Origin of the sequence: Desulfobacter postgatei 2ac9, from assembly GCF_000233695.2 — a bacterium.
In the GTDB taxonomy this organism is placed as follows: Bacteria; Desulfobacterota; Desulfobacteria; order Desulfobacterales; family Desulfobacteraceae; genus Desulfobacter; species Desulfobacter postgatei.
This window is the reverse complement of sequence record NZ_CM001488.1, coordinates 1,138,060-1,153,433: the sequence shown is the minus strand read 5'-3', so window position 1 is coordinate 1,153,433 and position 15,374 is coordinate 1,138,060. Positions and strand designations below refer to the sequence as shown.

Below are 15,374 nucleotides of genomic sequence, written 5' to 3'. Positions count from 1 at the left end.
CTTTTTTTTGGTCTCCACCGGTGTAGAATCTATTCACCGATCAAAAATGAGGCCTACTTGTCAACAATATTCAATTGCATGAGCCCGACCCGCAGAGCCAGACGACCCGCAGAGCCAGAGAAATTACACATGGATTCGTTGGAGAAGTTTATCCGCAATTTCTTTTCGGCGATAGGACAACACGGGAACAGGTGAATAGCGAAATATTTTTTCCGCAATAGACCCGCTTAATGCATGTAGAATCTCAGATTTACCCTTAACTTCCATGATAATGAGATCGACCCTTTCATCTATCGCAAACTTCAGCAGCACTGCTGCGGGTCTTCCCCTTTTAAACACAATCCGCATTTTCTCATCCGGGTAGTTAATCCGGCTGAGCCGCTCTTCTAAAATACCAATTCGTTGTTTTTCAACTTCCTGAATGTACTGCGTCTCATCAACTTCATACCCAAATGAGGCAATGGTCTGAAGTGCCTGAATATGTTTCTGATCAATGACATTCACAAAAACAACTTCCGCGCTGAGCGGCCTGGCAACGTCGATCGCATATCCAATCAGCTCTTCAGAAAATTCAGAAAAAGTAACCGGAACAAGAATTTTTCTAATATCCGACACCGGGATTCCTCCTTCATAAAACGGGTAAAACCAACGTTTTCCCTAATATCTTTCTGCCGTTGTATTCTCTATCTCGGCTTCATCACGAGCGGTTCGTGGTCGCTGCAATAAATAAAGCGCACCGTAAATTGCCAACCCAATTAAATATGTCCAGTATCGCTGCTCGTGGGGGATTCCGAGCCAAATCGCAATCTGATCCGGACGCATCAAAATAAACGTCACACAGAGGAAAAACGGAATTTCCCATTTTTTATTTTTGGCTACAAACCACCCCTGGGTCGCCGACGCAAAGGCAAAGTTGCCGACACAGGCCATAACAAATATCAATATTCCCTGAGACCATGAATTCACATTATGCAAAATAAGATCGGAGTTGAAAATAAACATAAATGGCAAAATAGCCGTCCGGATATCATACAAGAACCCCTGAATACCGGTGGCAATGGGAGGTGATTTGGCGATGGCCGAAGCGGCATAGGCCGCAAGCCCCACCGGCGGCGTATCATCAGCTAAAATGCCAAAATAAAAACAAAAAAGATGGGCAGACATCAACGGCACGATAAACCCTTGAACCCCACCAATGGTAACAATCGCCGGTGCCGTCAACGCGGCCATAACAATGTAGGTTGCCGTGGTCGGCAAACCCATGCCGATAATCAGGCTGGCAATCGCTGTAATGATCAACATCAGAAAAACATTACCCATGGAAAGAACGTCAATAATTTCAGAGATAAGGTTGCCAAGCCCTAACGCAACAACCCCCACAATGATACCTGCCGCTGCTGTTGCCAGGGCCACGGAAACCATATTTCTCCCACCGGAAGCAAGTGCATCTAAGATCATCAAAAAAGATTGCTTAAACGCCGGCAAAAGGGGGTCGCCTTTCCGGTAAGCCAGGTAGGGGTACTGAAAAACCATAATAAAAAACAGTACTAAAATGGCGTTAAATGCCGCCAACTCCGGCGAATGGCGAACCACAATCAACTCGTAAAGCAACATGGAAAGGGGAATTAGGAAATGGACACCACTTAGCAGGGTTTTGAAAAATTGAGGCAGCTCATTTTTGGGCAGCCCCTTGATACCCGCTTTCGAGGCTTCAATGTGAGAGATGAAAAAAAGCGCCGCGTAGGAAGCAAAAGCAGGGATCGCCGCCGCTTTAACCACTTCAATGTATGGAACATTCACATATTCGGCAATAATAAAAGCCGCAGCACCCATAATCGGTGGCGCCAGCTGTCCATCCGTCGACGCCGCAACTTCAATTGCGGCAGCTTTGGTTGGCGAATAACCCACTTTTTTCATCATGGGTATGGTAAATGTCCCGGTTGTCACAATATTTGCGATGGAAGAACCGGATACAAGACCTGTTAGACCGGAACCCATAATGGCAGCTTTGGCCGGTCCGCCTTTAAAACGTCCTAATAAACTTAACGCAAGCTGTATAAAATAGTGACCGGCACCGGCTTTGTCCAGCATGGCGCCAAACAACACAAACAAAAAGACAATCGTTGCCGATACATCCAAGGGAATGCCATAAATTCCCTCTGTTGACATGGTCATCTGCCCCACAAAACGTCCCATAGAAGTCCCTTTGAAGGCAATCAAAGCGGGCATATAAGGACCTAAAAATGAATAAACGATAAAACCACCGGCAATCACGGGAAGCGCCGGCCCAATGGTTCTTCTGGCGGCCTCAAGAAGCAATACAACCAAGGCTATCCCGATCACAATATCCATCGTTGTGGGTGATCCGTACCGGGTAATAATCTGATCGTAATTAATAACAAGGTAGAGCGCACAGTAGGCGGCGAAGGCGGCAATCACCATGTCCAGTAACGGTATCCTCTTATGTCGAGCCAAATATTTGAGGCCGAAAATGGGTTTCTTCAATAAGGGATAATTAAGAAAAACCAACATCATGGCAAACGCGAGATGAATCGCGCGTATATATGTCGAATCGAGAAGTACAAATCTCGGCAGAGAAAGCTGGAACAAGCTCCACGCTATGGCAATTGTCGGAATTAGATACTTTTGCCATCCCTCGGGCTTTCGCCCGATCCCCTCTTCTTCTTCAGCAAGCCTTTTGGCTTCCTTAAAGTCATCTTCGATCTTATCGATTCTAATCTTACTCATCTGCGACCTCAAATATAATGATGGTAAAAATTAAGCTAAGAGAACAATAAAAAAAAGGGCCGGATACAAAACTGCTCCCGACCCTTTGAAAAGTTATTTCATTAACCCAACTTCCTTATAGTACTTTTCCGCACCCGCATGCAACGGAGCGGGAAGACCTGTCAGCATTCCCTCTCTGGTCAATGTCGCATATGCCGGGTGAAGTTTTTTGAACTCTTCAAAATTTTCAAAAACCTCTTTGGTAATCGCATAAACCACATCTTCAGGCACCTTAGCCGAAGTAACCAATGTTGCTTTCATACCAATGGTTTCCGTATCCGCATCATTTTGGGCCCCCGGATACATGGATGCCCGAATAATGGTTTTTGAAAAATAGGGATATTTTTTCAACATGCTATCTACACCTGTGATAGAAGTGAAGCGCACTTTACGGGCACCCGATGTTGCCTCTGTGATAGCACCATTCGGATGGCCCACCGTATAGAAGAACGCATCAATACGACCGTCTTGCAGAATACTAGGAGCTTCAGAAGCCTTTATATATTCTGCAGTAACATCCTTTTCAGGATCAATTCCAAGTGTCTCCAAAATCTCAATGGCATTTTCAAGCTGCCCGGAACCGGGATTCCCAAGGTTAACAATTTTCCCCTTTAAGTCTGAAGCATCTTTAATTTGGCTTTCAACTGCAGAAATCAATGTGACTGCTTCATCATGAATAGAGAAAACTGAACGAAGATCCGCTTGCGGACCTCTCTCCGCCCATTCGGCAAGGCCCTTCATCGCCTGGAACTGCTTGTCTGACTGGGCAATACCGAATTCAAGATCTCCACTCATAATCGCGTTAATGTTAAAAGCCGATCCGCCGGTTGATTCCACCGTTGCACGAATTCCATATTCTCTCTTTTTATTGTTGACCATTTTGGCAATAGCGCCACCTGTGGGATAATAGACACCGGTAAGACCCCCGGTGCCAATTGTTACAAACTGGGTCTTCGCATAAGCCAAAGGAAGAACCGTTACCATACAAAAAATTAATGCCAACAGACTCACAACACCTTTTTTCATTTTCCCCTCCACTGGTTATTTTTATTTTTAAGAAAGTCTGGGTAAGCTCCTCAGATCTTTCAAGCTTTGTTGTGGGCTGAGCCTGGGCTTTGATCGACCAGACCAGTCCATGGCTGTTATTCCCAATAATCCTTTCGACTATAAAAAAAGTTGCTTCCCATTGCAAGTTTATTTGCGTTTCCCACTATTATCCCGTTGGTTTTTGATATTAAAAAGGATAATTTATGAAAAATGGAACAAATGTTAATAGGACCGAATACCCATGAAATGCGTAAAAGGAAATCTAATTCACCTGGCCAAAGAAGGGCGCTTTGATGTAATCATTCACGGCTGCAATTGTTTTTGCACCATGGGCGCCGGAATTGCCAGACAGATCCGCACCCATTTCCCCCAGGCCTGGGAAGCGGACCTTGCGACGGCATCCGGCGACAGGTCCAAGCTGGGCAGTTATTCAAAGGCATGTGTACACACGCCATCCGGACGATTGTATGTGATCAATGCCTACACCCAGTATCACTATTCGGGGGACGGGGTCCTGGTTGATTATGATGCCATAAAAAAAGTCTTTAGCGCATTGAAAAAACAGTTCAGCGGCAATCGCATGGCATATCCCAAAATCGGGGCAGGCCTTGCCAAAGGAGACTGGAACATGATCAGCAAAATAATAGACAGCGCCCTGGATGGCCAGGCTCATACCCTGGTTGAGCTGAGATGATTAAATTCCATAATTAAAAAATAATCAAATAGGATTTGCACAATTGCTGATTTTATTTTAGTGTTTGCCGCAAAGGCATCCATCGGCATTCTGGAGATGGATGTCTTTGCACCCAAACTCGGGGGCGTGCGACCACTAAATCTAAAACATTAAGACTAAAGATAAAGATTAAAATGATGATTAAAACAGCAATAGCAGGCGCATCAGGCTATACCGGCCTCGAACTGGTCAAACTGATTTCCAACCACCCTAAGGCCAGCCTTGAAGCAGTGACCTCAAACTCATACCAGGGGAAAGCGTTTACCGACATATTTCCGTCCATGCGCGGATTTGAATCCCTGGTATGCACACCCTTTGATGCCGTTGCGCTTTCAAGTAAAGTGGATGTCGTATTTCTGGCCTTGCCCCACAAGGTATCAATGGCCTTTGCGCCAAAACTCATAGACCAGGGTATAAAAGTCATAGATCTTTCAGCGGACTTCAGGTTTGATGATGCCAAAGCATATGAAGCGGTATATCAGCCACACACTGCCCCAAAGCTTCTGGAGGAAAGTGTTTACGGCTTGTGTGAACTCAATCGGGATCGCATCAGAAGCGCAAGGATAATCGGGAATCCCGGGTGTTACCCAACATCCATCCTTCTGCCCCTGGTTCCGTTGCTCAAGGAAAAACTGATTTCTCCCCAGGGCCTTATTTCAGATTCTAAATCCGGGGTCAGCGGCGCAGGCCGCTCTCTTTCACTGACTACCCATTTTTGTGAGGTAAACGAATCTTTTGGTCCGTATAAAGTGGGCAATCACAGGCACACCCCTGAAATCAACGAGGTGTTAACCAAGGCAGCCGGAGAACCCGTTTCCCTGACCTTTGTTCCCCACCTGGTGCCCGTAACCCGGGGGATGGTTTCAACCATTTATGCCCAAACCTGTGAAAATGTCGCCGAAAAACAAATTCGCGAGGCCCTGAATAAATGGTACGAGAACGAACCCTTCATCAGGATTCTACCCCCGGATAAATTTCCGAACATGTCCCATATCAAGGGGACGAACTGCTGCGATATCGGCTTTCATCTGGAACCTGAATCAGGCCGACTGATACTGGTTTCCGGCATTGATAACCTGCTCAAAGGCGCTTCCGGTCAGGCCGTTCAGAATATGAATATTATGTTCGACATTGATGAGAAAGCCGGTTTGGATTGGGTGCAAACCCCGCTGTAGGGGCATTTTTACTTGACACGCGGGTCATAGAACTTGTATTAATATCCAGATGAAAAACCGAATCAAAATATGGTTTCATTCAGACGATAGTTCAAATATAAGAGAAATTTCACTTAGAAAATCGTTTTTATTTTTTTCTATTCCTCTTTTTTTGCTCTTCGTCGGCGCAGTATCCTATTTGGGGTATGATTACTATTTGCTTAAGCGGGCTGACTGGGATAACACAGCGCTCCATGAAACCATCGAGGGTCAAAAAACGGAACTTGAAGACCAGAGACGCCAGATCCAGGTGTTTGCCGCGGAAATTCAGGGACTAAAGGAACAAATCTCAAAACTTGGGCAATTGGAGAATCAGGTCCGCCTCATTGCCGATATTGACAAATCAGGGCAATCATCAGGCCTTTGGGGCATCGGCGGAGTACCGGAAACCAATCTGGATCAAGAGATACCCCTGGATGTCCATCATAACGCGTTGATACGAGAGATGCATCATCAGGTAAAACAGATCAGATCTGTTGCAGATAAAGGGAAACTGGATTTCAAAGAACTGATCGATAAATTGGAAAAAAAGAAAAACCTGCTGGCCTCATCCCCTTCCATCAAGCCGGTCTCAGGTATGATAACCTCGCCTTTTGGTTACCGCAAGTGCCCATTCACTGGAGGAAAAACATTTCATTCAGGTCTTGATATCTCCAACCGAATGGGCACTAAAATTGTTTCAACGGCGGCCGGTAAAGTGGTCTTTGCCGGACGAAAGAACGGCTATGGAAATGTCGTCATTATTGACCACGGATATGGGAAAGCTACCAAATATGCCCATTTAAGAGATATCCTCGTCCATAAACACCAACAGGTTAACCGCGGAGAGACAATTGCCACATTAGGCAATACCGGCCGAACCACCGGGCCCCATCTTCACTATGAGGTTCTTGTCAACGGGACCCCTGCCAACCCCTCAAAATACATTCTTAACTAGTGTTCCCTATTTCCGCCTATCCAGAAAAAAATTCGTGGCTATTCTGAATTTTTTTTTCTTTTATTTCCTGGAATAATGCTTATATGTTGTACTAACAAATTAAATGACCTTAAAATTTAAACAGGCAGCGTTTACATGTTACTCACTTTTCTTACTAAACTTTTCGGCTCCAACAATGACAGGACCCTTAAAAAAATTCAGCCGATTATTGACAAAATAAACGAATTTGAGCCCCAAATGCAGGCTTTATCAGATACCCGGATAGGTGAAAAAACAACTGAGTTTAAAAGCCGACTGGCAAAGGGAGAGACCCTGGAAGACATTCTTCCAGAAGCCTTTGCTCTGGTCAGAGAGGCATCGGTGCGCACCCTTGGGCTGCGTCATTACGATGTCCAACTCATTGGGGGCATTGCATTGCACCGCGGTACTATTGCAGAGATGAAAACCGGTGAAGGTAAAACCTTGATGTCCACCCTGCCCGCCTACCTGAATGCCCTTACGGGCAAAGGTGTTCACATTGTTACGGTCAATGACTATCTGGCCAGGCGTGACGCGGAATGGATGTCCCAGGTGTATGAATTTTTAGGACTGACTGTAGGCGTCATCCTGCATGACATGGGATCACAGGAACGCAAACAGGCCTATACCGCAGATATCACATACGGTACCAATAATGAATTTGGTTTTGACTACCTGCGGGACAACATGAAATTCGATCCCGAAGAGCTGGCCCAGAGAGATCTGCACTTTGCCATTGTGGACGAAGTGGATTCCATTCTCATTGACGAGGCAAGAACCCCTTTGATTATTTCAGGTCCGGCTGAAAAATCGACCCATCTCTACACCCACGCCAATGCGATTATCCCGGCATTTAAAAAAGATACCGACTATACCCTGGATGAAGAATCAAAAACCGTGTCCCTTACCGAAGAGGGCATTGCAAAGGGTGAAGCGCTGCTCAATGTGGAGAATCTTTATGATCCGGCCAATATTGAACTCCTGCACCACCTTAATCAGGCTTTAAAGGCCCATGTAATTTTCAAACGAGACACAGACTACATTGTAAAAAACGGTCAGGTCGTCATTGTGGATGAATTTACAGGCCGGCTTATGAGTGGCCGTCGTTACTCGGAAGGTCTTCACCAAGCCCTTGAGGCCAAAGAGGGGGTTAAAATTGAGAATGAAAACCAAACCCTTGCTTCCATCACCTTCCAGAACTACTTCAGGATGTATGACAAGCTGTCGGGCATGACCGGAACAGCGGATACGGAAGCAGAGGAATTTAAAAAAATTTATAATCTGGATGTGCTGGTCATTCCCACCCACAAGCCTATGGTGCGTGACGACCGGGCGGACCTGATTTACAAGACCCAGAAGGAAAAATACGATGCCGCCATCAAGGAGATTATCCGGCTGCATAAAAAAGGACAGCCTGTGCTGGTGGGTACCATTTCCATTGATGTCTCCGAATCCCTAAGTGAAAAGCTCAAGAAAAAAGGGATTCCGCATAATGTTCTTAATGCCAAGCACCACAAGGAAGAGGCGGAAATTGTGGCAAATGCGGGCCAGAAAGGCGCTGTGACCATCTCCACCAACATGGCCGGGCGTGGTACGGACATCAAGCTGGGAGAAGGGGTAAAAGAACTTGGCGGCCTTCATATTCTCGGCACATCCCGCCATGAATCCCGGCGTATTGACAACCAGTTGAGGGGGCGGTCCGGTCGCCAGGGAGATCCGGGAAGTTCCCGGTTTTATTTAAGTCTGGAAGACGATCTGCTCAGAATTTTTGGCGGAGACCGTATCCATGCCGTCATGGACCGACTGGGCATTGAAGATGGCGAGCACATTGAGCATAAATTTATTTCCAAAGCTATCGAAAACGCCCAGTCCAAGGTGGAAGGACACAATTTTGAAATCAGAAAGCACCTGCTTGAATATGACGATGTGATGAACCAGCAGCGTGAGATCATTTACCGCCAGCGCCGCCAGGCACTGGCATCCAAAGATCTCAAACAAGTAGCCCACGATATGATGGAAGATGTATCCTATGACCTTGTGGAAGGATTTGTTGTAGATAAAACAGCACTTAAGGAGTGGGATCTGGAAGGACTTTCTTCAGCGATCAAAGGGCAGTTCAATATGGATTTATCCTTGGATGAACCTGTGCAGGAAAATTTTTCCGCCGATCAGCTGGGACAATTTATATTTGATGCGGCCCTGGATCAATACCGGAAAAGAGAAGAGATGTACGGCCCTGAAATCATACGCCACGTTGAACGGTTTATTATCCTTCAGACCGTGGACACCCGATGGAAGGAGCATCTTTTGAACATGGACCACCTAAAGGAAGGCATCGGTCTTCGGGGATATGCCCAGCAGGATCCTTTACGTATCTATAAAAAAGAAGGGTTTGATATGTTCCAGGACCTGATGAATCGGATCAAAAAGGAAGTGGTGGATATCCTGTTTAAAATCCAGATCGCCTCTCCCACTCAGGTTGAGCAGATGAAACAGGAAGAACAGCAGGACCTGAGCTTTTCTTCCCATTCTGACGAATCCGCGCCCAAACAGCCGGTGAGGCGCTCATCTGAAAAGGTCCAAAGAAACACCCCCTGCCCCTGTGGTTCCGGCAAAAAATATAAGAAATGCTGCGGGCAATAATAATGGTCAATTGAACCTAAGGTTAAGGTATGACATCCACTGATTCTAAAACCCAACCCAAAATATCCCATGACACAAGTGAGGATCATCCGCCCATGTATAAGGTGCTTTTGCACAATGACGATTATACAACCATGGATTTTGTGGTGGAGATCCTGGTCCGGGTATTCGGAAAATCTCTTGAAAAAGCCACACAAATAATGCTTAATATACATAATAAGGGAAAGGCCGTGTGCGGTATTTATCCCCGGGAAATAGCGGAAACAAAAGTTCAGACTGTGCATAATCTGGCAAGCAGCAAAGGGTTTCCCTTAAAAAGTACAATGGAAAAGGAGTAAATATATGATCAGCAAAGAACTATCCACAGCACTCGGATTTGCCGTTCGGGAAGCTAAAAAAAGAAGACATGAATATGTCTGCGTCGAACATGTTCTTTACGCCATTGTCAATCATGAAGCAGGCCTTGAAACTATTGAAAAATGTGGTGGCAGCCCCGAGCACATCAAAGAGGATCTTGAAAAATTCTTTGATGAAAAACTGACCAAAATAGAGACCAGCGAAGAATATGTACTCCAGCAGACCATCGGCTTCCAGCGGATGATTCAGCGTGCCATCAATCATGCCAGATCCGCTGAAAAATCAGAGGTAAATCTCGGAGATATCCTGGCATCCATTTTTCAGGAAAAGGATTCCCATGCCGCTTTTTATCTGGAATCTGAAGGGATTACCCGGCTGGATGTACTCAGGCTCATCTCCCACGATGGAGATAAAGAAAAAAAAGAGACACCTGATGGCGACAAGCCCCAGCAGCTTTTCCACCAGGCCGACCCAAAAACCAGGCGTCAGAAGAAAAAAGATCCGCTGGCTTTATTCACTTCCGATCTGATCAAACGGGCCCAGGACAATAAGATTGATCCCCTTATCGGCAGAGCGCTTGAAACCGAACGGGTCATGCAGGTACTTTGCCGGCGGCGGAAAAACAACCCCATCCTCGTGGGGGATCCCGGCGTTGGAAAGACAGCCATTGCAGAAGGCCTGGCATTGAAAATAAACGATAAGACCGTGCCGGATCTGCTTAAAAACTGTGAACTGTACTCCCTGGATATGGGCGCGCTTTTAGCCGGCACCAAATACAGGGGCGATTTTGAACAACGCCTCAAGGATGTCATCTCCGCATTGGAAGAAAAGGAAAATGCGCTTCTGGTGATTGATGAAATCCATACGGTTGTGGGTGCCGGGGCGACCACATCAGGCTCCATGGATGCTTCCAACATCCTCAAACCGGCGTTATCCTCAGGCGACATCAAGTGTATCGGCACCACCACCTATGAAGAATACAAAAACCATTTTGAAAAAGACCGGGCCTTTTCCCGACGGTTTGAAAAAATCGAAGTGGCCGAGCCCAGCGTTGAGGATACGGTTGAAATTCTTAAAGGCCTGCGAACCTGCTACGAGGAACACCATGGCTTGAAATACCCGGATAAAAGCATTGAAGCTGCGGCCTACCTGTCAGATAAATACATCAATGACCGGTTCTTACCGGACAAGGCAATTGACGTTATTGACGAGGCTGGAGCCTTTTTAAAACTTACGGCTGACGGCCGGCGTAAAACCGTCAGCCCCAAGGATATTGAAAAAATCGTGGCTAAAATAGCCAAGGTGCCGGTATCCAGTATGACTGCGGCAGACAAGTCTTCCCTGGAATCTTTGCCCGGCAAACTGCTCAGCGTTATTTTTGGCCAGGACGATGCCATTGAAACCCTGACCACGGCGATTAAAAGATCCCGGGCCGGACTTGCAGCGCCGGACCATCCCATTGGTTCCTTTCTTTTCATGGGCCCCACAGGGGTCGGCAAAACCGAGGTGGCCAGACAGCTGGCCGCCAACATGGGCATTAAATTTTTACGCTTTGACATGAGCGAATACATGGAAAAGCATGCCGTATCCAGGCTCATTGGTGCGCCTCCGGGATATGTGGGATTTGAACAGGGGGGCATTTTAACCGACAATATCCGCAAGCATCCCCATTGTGTGCTTCTTCTGGATGAAATTGAAAAGGCCCATATGGACCTTTACAACATTCTTCTCCAGGTCATGGATTATGCCACACTTACTGACAATAATGGTAAATCCGCTGATTTCAGAAATGTGATCATTATCATGACCTCCAATGCCGGGGCCAGGGAAATGAGCATCAACAGCATCGGGTTTGGATCACAAAACGCCAATTCCGACTCCCAGGGCATGAAAGCGGTGAAAAACACCTTCAGTCCGGAATTTCGAAACCGCCTTGACGGTATTGTTCAGTTTAACCATTTATCTGAGAAGGTGATGGAGCTGATTGTGGACAAGAACATGAAGGAGCTTAAAGAGATGCTCACTGGCCAGGGGATTTCTTTAAGCTATTCAGCCGACGCCCGGGCCCATCTGGCCAAAAAAGGTTATGATCCCAAATTCGGTGCCCGGCCTTTGGCCCGCCTTATCCAAACCGAAATCAAAGACAAGCTCACCGATGAAATTCTTTTCGGCAAGCTTGAAAAAGGAGGCAAAATCTCCGTAGGCCTAAAGAACGGAGAACTCACATTTAATATCAAATCGGTCTGATGCCCCTATTCAGATTATCTGAAAAAAGTCAATTCCCGCCGGCCTGGCTGGCGCGGTCCGATGGTTTGTTGTGTATTGGGGGGGATCTTTGCGCAAAGCGTTTGATCCTGGCATATAGAAACGGTATTTTCCCATGGTTTTCCAATAGTGAACCCGTTCTCTGGTGGTCCCCTGATCCCCGGACGGTGCTTTTTCCTTCCAGAATCAGGATGTCAAAAAGCTTGAAAAAAACCATTCGAAAGGCGTGTTTTTCCATTAGGATCAACACCGCGTTCGAACAAACTATTGTTGCCTGTTCACAACCCAGGCAAGACAAACCCGAAGGCACCTGGCTGGTCGATGAGATGATTGATGCCTATATCACGTTGCACAAAATGGGGCTCGCCCACTCCGTGGAAGCCTGGCAGGGCGACCAGCTGGCCGGAGGCCTGTACGGGGTCAGCCTGGGGAAAGCGTTTTTCGGAGAATCCATGTTTTCCCTTGTATCCAATGCCTCCAAGGTTGCGCTTGTGGCCCTGGCCCAGGAACTTGACAAACAGGGGTTTGGGATGATTGATTGCCAGGTTACCTCCGGCCATCTGCTTCGCATGGGGGCCCAGGAGATAAGCAGAGATCTGTTTCTTGACATGTTAAACCACGGTGTTGATCAAAAAGTATCGGACGGCCTGTGGCGCTCCGGACGACATCTTTTCCCCCAAATCAAAACAATTTCACCCCCAAGTCATATTCCTGATGCCGTATGAGCAATGGATTGTTCTGCCTTGACAACTGCGGGTTCATAGCCATTATTCGTTAAGATATGAATTAAGTTAGGAGTATTCTATGCTGTTCAGACTGTTTTTATGTTTTACCCTTATCCCTGTGGCTGAATTATATATCCTTATCCATCTTGGGGGTATTATAGGCGGGTTAAACACCGTAATACTGGTCATTGTAACCGGCTTCATCGGCGCCTATCTTGCCCGAATGGAAGGATTGAACACCATGATAAAGGTGCGTCAGAATTTAAACCAGGGACGTATGCCGGCCGAAGAACTGTTAGATGCCTTTATCATCCTCATTGCCGGATTATTGCTCATTACGCCCGGGCTTTTAACGGACACGGCAGGTCTTTTGCTGTTATGGCCCCCCACTCGAAACACCTTTAAACGTTATTTACGAAAAAAAATTGACGACATGACAGCCAACGGAAGCATTAACATCACCCGATTTCATTGAACAGCACAGACAATCTGCATTTAATGAAAATAAAAGAACGCATTCTTGAAATGGTTCAAAAAAGGGAAAGCGATTTACCCGCACTCCCGGCTGTTATACATAACCTGATCCGGGCCGCTTCTGACGAAAAAACCACCACTGAAGCCTTAGCTGCACTCATTTCATATGACCTAGGCATGACCAATAAGCTGCTCAAGCTTGCAAATTCCATGTATTATGCACAGAAAAATAAAGTCGATACCCTTAAACGGGCCATTTCCGTTATCGGGTTTGATGAAATCATCGGTATTGCCCTAGGCATGGGAATCTTATCCAGCGTATCGGAAATTTCAGGCCTCAGCCTTGACATGAAAGCATTGTGGATGCACGGCATCGGCGTGGCCACGGCCTCAAAGCAGATAGCAAAGCAGACCAATCCGGGCATTGCCGGAAAAATCTTTATCCCGGCCCTGCTCCATGATATGGGCAAGGTCATTTTTTCGATCTATTTTAAAAAAGAATATAATGAAGTCCGGCAGTACGCACTCGAAAACAGGCGTCCCCTTTATTTCAGCGAAAACAGTCTGTTCAAGCTGGACCATGCAGCATTATCCGCCCTTTTGATGACACGGTGGAATTTTCCTGCATCCATTATTCTGCCCTGCAGGTTTCATCATGCCCCGGAATCGGCGCCGGTTAAATATCGGCATCATGCACTGATCATCAATCTTGCAGATTATCTTACACAAAAAGCCCAACTGGGACATTCCGGCAATCCGGTTCCTGTTACCATCAAAAATGCGCCCCAAAAAATCGGCATTAATGAATCTGCAATGATGAAGATCATAGAGCTGCTAAAGACCCAAGAACCGCAGATCAAGGAATTTTTCAAAATCACCACAGCCGTTAACTGATCTGTTTTTAAATATCTTTAATCAACCGCTCCCCCGTACATGCCCGAGCTGCTTTGTCAAACCTCTCCAGGCTCTCCTCTAAGGACTGTGCCAACAGAGTACTTGCCGTATACGCCTTTGGATCCCCCTGATGCTCTACGGCACAAAGCACATCCATGATACTCATACACTCAATATCCATGGCCGGGGTGTATCCGGCTGTATTGCCTTCAAGATTAACTGAATACAGTACACCTGCATCTATTAGAACCCTCAGAAGATAATGTACAATGGTTAAGGGCAGGTTCAGTTCACTTGCAATGCGGGTATCCGTAGCAGGGGGCTTTTTTTCTGCAAAGCGCAGCACACATCCTTTGACAATCTCAAGCATGGCAAGTTTTCTGGCCCGAATGCTCATGGCATTCAAACTCAGGTCCGGGGTTCTTGCATTTTCGATATTTTCCCACTCAAAAGCGATTTCTGCCCCGTAAAGCAGTACTCCCCAGGAAATCTGCAGCCAGATCAAAAACATGGGCAACGCGGCAAAACTGCCATAGATGGCATTGTAGGTCGTAACAAAAACCTGAAACTTTAAAAAGGCGGTCTGGATAATTTGAAACAGGGTGCCTGCAAACACAGCGCCTGCTGCTGCTGCTCTGAAATTTACCTTTTTATGGGGCATAATCACATAAAAAAACATGAACAGCGAACAGGTGACCACATAGGGCACCACACTGAGAAAAAAGGAAATAATGCCTTTAATATCAATGGGAACGCCAAGATAGGCCCAGAAAGACTCCAGGTGGGGAATCATAAACAAGTTTACGGATCCGGAGAAAATACCCAAAAGCCATGCTGCCAGGGCAATGCTCAGATAATCAGTGAGTTTTCTGATCAAAGGCCTGCCGTCCCTGACCCACCAGATACGGTTGAATGTACCTTCGATATGAAACATCAGTTTAATCAGGGAGTATAAAAGAAGTAGAACACCAAGCACGGCCATGAGCCCGCCCTGGGTTTTCTCCAGCAAATTGTTTGTGAAAACCAGGATACTTTGGACAATCTCTTCACGTCCTTGAAACAAAGAAATCACCTCTGCCTCAAGGAAGTGTTGAAACCCGAAGCCTTTGGCAACACCAAAGGCCATGGCCATGACCGGCACAATACTGAAAAGGGTGTACAGACTCAAAGCAGATGCCCGCAACGCACAACTGTCCCGTTGATACCCCTTGGCCGCCTTATAAAGCACCCGAAGTGCCTTGGCTCGAAATTGCGGGAACGAAAATGAAAAAGATGTCATC

General features: G+C 46.5%; 13 protein-coding genes. 9 read left to right on the top strand and 4 right to left on the bottom strand.

Going from position 1 to position 15,374, the window contains the following annotated elements; all coding sequences use genetic code 11:
• Window positions 1–123 precede the first annotated feature (123 nt).
• From DESPODRAFT_RS05260 to DESPODRAFT_RS05250, 3 genes are all read right to left on the bottom strand, one after another.
• Complete coding sequence (locus DESPODRAFT_RS05260; protein ID WP_004071907.1) at window positions 124–615, bottom strand: universal stress protein; 492 nt, start codon at window positions 613–615, stop codon at window positions 124–126.
• Between the two features lie 42 nt (window positions 616–657).
• Entirely contained in the window at window positions 658–2,748 is a 2,091-nt protein-coding gene (locus tag DESPODRAFT_RS05255; protein ID WP_004071906.1) for a TRAP transporter permease, read from the bottom strand.
• 93 nt (window positions 2,749–2,841) lie between these two features.
• The gene (locus DESPODRAFT_RS05250; RefSeq protein WP_004071905.1) at window positions 2,842–3,813 is read right to left on the bottom strand and encodes a TAXI family TRAP transporter solute-binding subunit; all 972 of its coding nucleotides are present in this window, start codon (window positions 3,811–3,813) and stop codon (window positions 2,842–2,844) included.
• A 262-nt stretch (window positions 3,814–4,075) separates the two neighbouring features.
• Between DESPODRAFT_RS05250 and DESPODRAFT_RS05245 the strand changes: the two genes are divergently transcribed.
• From DESPODRAFT_RS05245 to DESPODRAFT_RS05205, 9 genes are all read left to right on the top strand, one after another.
• Window positions 4,076–4,528 carry a macro domain-containing protein gene (locus DESPODRAFT_RS05245; RefSeq protein WP_004071904.1) on the top strand — a complete coding sequence of 151 codons (453 nt, stop codon included), beginning with the start codon at window positions 4,076–4,078 and terminating at the stop codon, window positions 4,526–4,528.
• A gap of 176 nt (window positions 4,529–4,704) precedes the next feature.
• Entirely contained in the window at window positions 4,705–5,742 is a 1,038-nt protein-coding gene (argC, locus tag DESPODRAFT_RS05240; protein WP_040015855.1) for an N-acetyl-gamma-glutamyl-phosphate reductase, read from the top strand.
• Between the two features lie 178 nt (window positions 5,743–5,920).
• Window positions 5,921–6,718, top strand: a complete 798-nt coding sequence (locus DESPODRAFT_RS05235; RefSeq protein ID WP_245532017.1) for a M23 family metallopeptidase — start codon at window positions 5,921–5,923, stop codon at window positions 6,716–6,718.
• Window positions 6,719–6,853: 135 nt separating this feature from the next.
• Window positions 6,854–9,379 (top strand): preprotein translocase subunit SecA, encoded by a 2,526-nt coding sequence (gene secA, locus DESPODRAFT_RS05230; RefSeq protein WP_004071896.1) that lies wholly within the window; start codon window positions 6,854–6,856, stop codon window positions 9,377–9,379.
• A gap of 29 nt (window positions 9,380–9,408) precedes the next feature.
• Complete coding sequence (gene clpS / locus DESPODRAFT_RS05225) at window positions 9,409–9,717, top strand: ATP-dependent Clp protease adapter ClpS (protein ID WP_004071895.1); 309 nt, start codon at window positions 9,409–9,411, stop codon at window positions 9,715–9,717.
• Between the two features lie 4 nt (window positions 9,718–9,721).
• Window positions 9,722–11,983, top strand: coding sequence for an ATP-dependent Clp protease ATP-binding subunit ClpA (clpA, locus tag DESPODRAFT_RS05220; RefSeq protein WP_004071894.1), 2,262 nt, complete (start codon window positions 9,722–9,724; stop codon window positions 11,981–11,983).
• Entirely contained in the window at window positions 11,983–12,726 is a 744-nt protein-coding gene (gene aat / locus DESPODRAFT_RS05215) for a leucyl/phenylalanyl-tRNA--protein transferase (protein ID WP_004071892.1), read from the top strand. Before clpA ends, aat begins: the two co-directional genes overlap by 1 nt.
• A 79-nt stretch (window positions 12,727–12,805) precedes the next feature.
• Window positions 12,806–13,201: an FxsA family protein gene (locus DESPODRAFT_RS05210; protein WP_004071883.1), complete on the top strand. Its 396-nt coding sequence runs from the start codon at window positions 12,806–12,808 to the stop codon at window positions 13,199–13,201.
• 23 nt (window positions 13,202–13,224) lie between these two features.
• Window positions 13,225–14,094, top strand: coding sequence for an HDOD domain-containing protein (locus DESPODRAFT_RS05205; RefSeq protein WP_004071882.1), 870 nt, complete (start codon window positions 13,225–13,227; stop codon window positions 14,092–14,094).
• Window positions 14,095–14,101: 7 nt separating this feature from the next.
• Here the strand turns inward: DESPODRAFT_RS05205 and DESPODRAFT_RS05200 are convergent, their stop codons facing one another.
• Window positions 14,102–15,373 carry a YhjD/YihY/BrkB family envelope integrity protein gene (locus tag DESPODRAFT_RS05200; RefSeq protein ID WP_245532016.1) on the bottom strand — a complete coding sequence of 424 codons (1,272 nt, stop codon included), beginning with the start codon at window positions 15,371–15,373 and terminating at the stop codon, window positions 14,102–14,104.
• Window position 15,374: the final 1 nt, after the last annotated feature.

What these genes read in the sequence shown, in the direction of transcription:
- DESPODRAFT_RS05245 (WP_004071904.1), top strand. Translation starts at nt 4,076, where the DNA reads ATGAAATGCGTAAAAGGAAATCTAATTCACCTGGCCAAAGAAGGGCGC.
- DESPODRAFT_RS05250 (WP_004071905.1), bottom strand. Translation starts at nt 3,813, where the DNA reads ATGAAAAAAGGTGTTGTGAGTCTGTTGGCATTAATTTTTTGTATGGTA.
- clpS (WP_004071895.1), top strand. Translation starts at nt 9,409, where the DNA reads ATGACATCCACTGATTCTAAAACCCAACCCAAAATATCCCATGACACA.
- clpA (WP_004071894.1), top strand. Translation starts at nt 9,722, where the DNA reads ATGATCAGCAAAGAACTATCCACAGCACTCGGATTTGCCGTTCGGGAA.
- DESPODRAFT_RS05205 (WP_004071882.1), top strand. Translation starts at nt 13,225, where the DNA reads ATGAAAATAAAAGAACGCATTCTTGAAATGGTTCAAAAAAGGGAAAGC.
- aat (WP_004071892.1), top strand. Translation starts at nt 11,983, where the DNA reads ATGCCCCTATTCAGATTATCTGAAAAAAGTCAATTCCCGCCGGCCTGG.
- DESPODRAFT_RS05210 (WP_004071883.1), top strand. Translation starts at nt 12,806, where the DNA reads ATGCTGTTCAGACTGTTTTTATGTTTTACCCTTATCCCTGTGGCTGAA.
- argC (WP_040015855.1), top strand. Translation starts at nt 4,705, where the DNA reads ATGATTAAAACAGCAATAGCAGGCGCATCAGGCTATACCGGCCTCGAA.
- DESPODRAFT_RS05200 (WP_245532016.1), bottom strand. Translation starts at nt 15,373, where the DNA reads ATGACATCTTTTTCATTTTCGTTCCCGCAATTTCGAGCCAAGGCACTT.
- secA (WP_004071896.1), top strand. Translation starts at nt 6,854, where the DNA reads ATGTTACTCACTTTTCTTACTAAACTTTTCGGCTCCAACAATGACAGG.
- DESPODRAFT_RS05255 (WP_004071906.1), bottom strand. Translation starts at nt 2,748, where the DNA reads ATGAGTAAGATTAGAATCGATAAGATCGAAGATGACTTTAAGGAAGCC.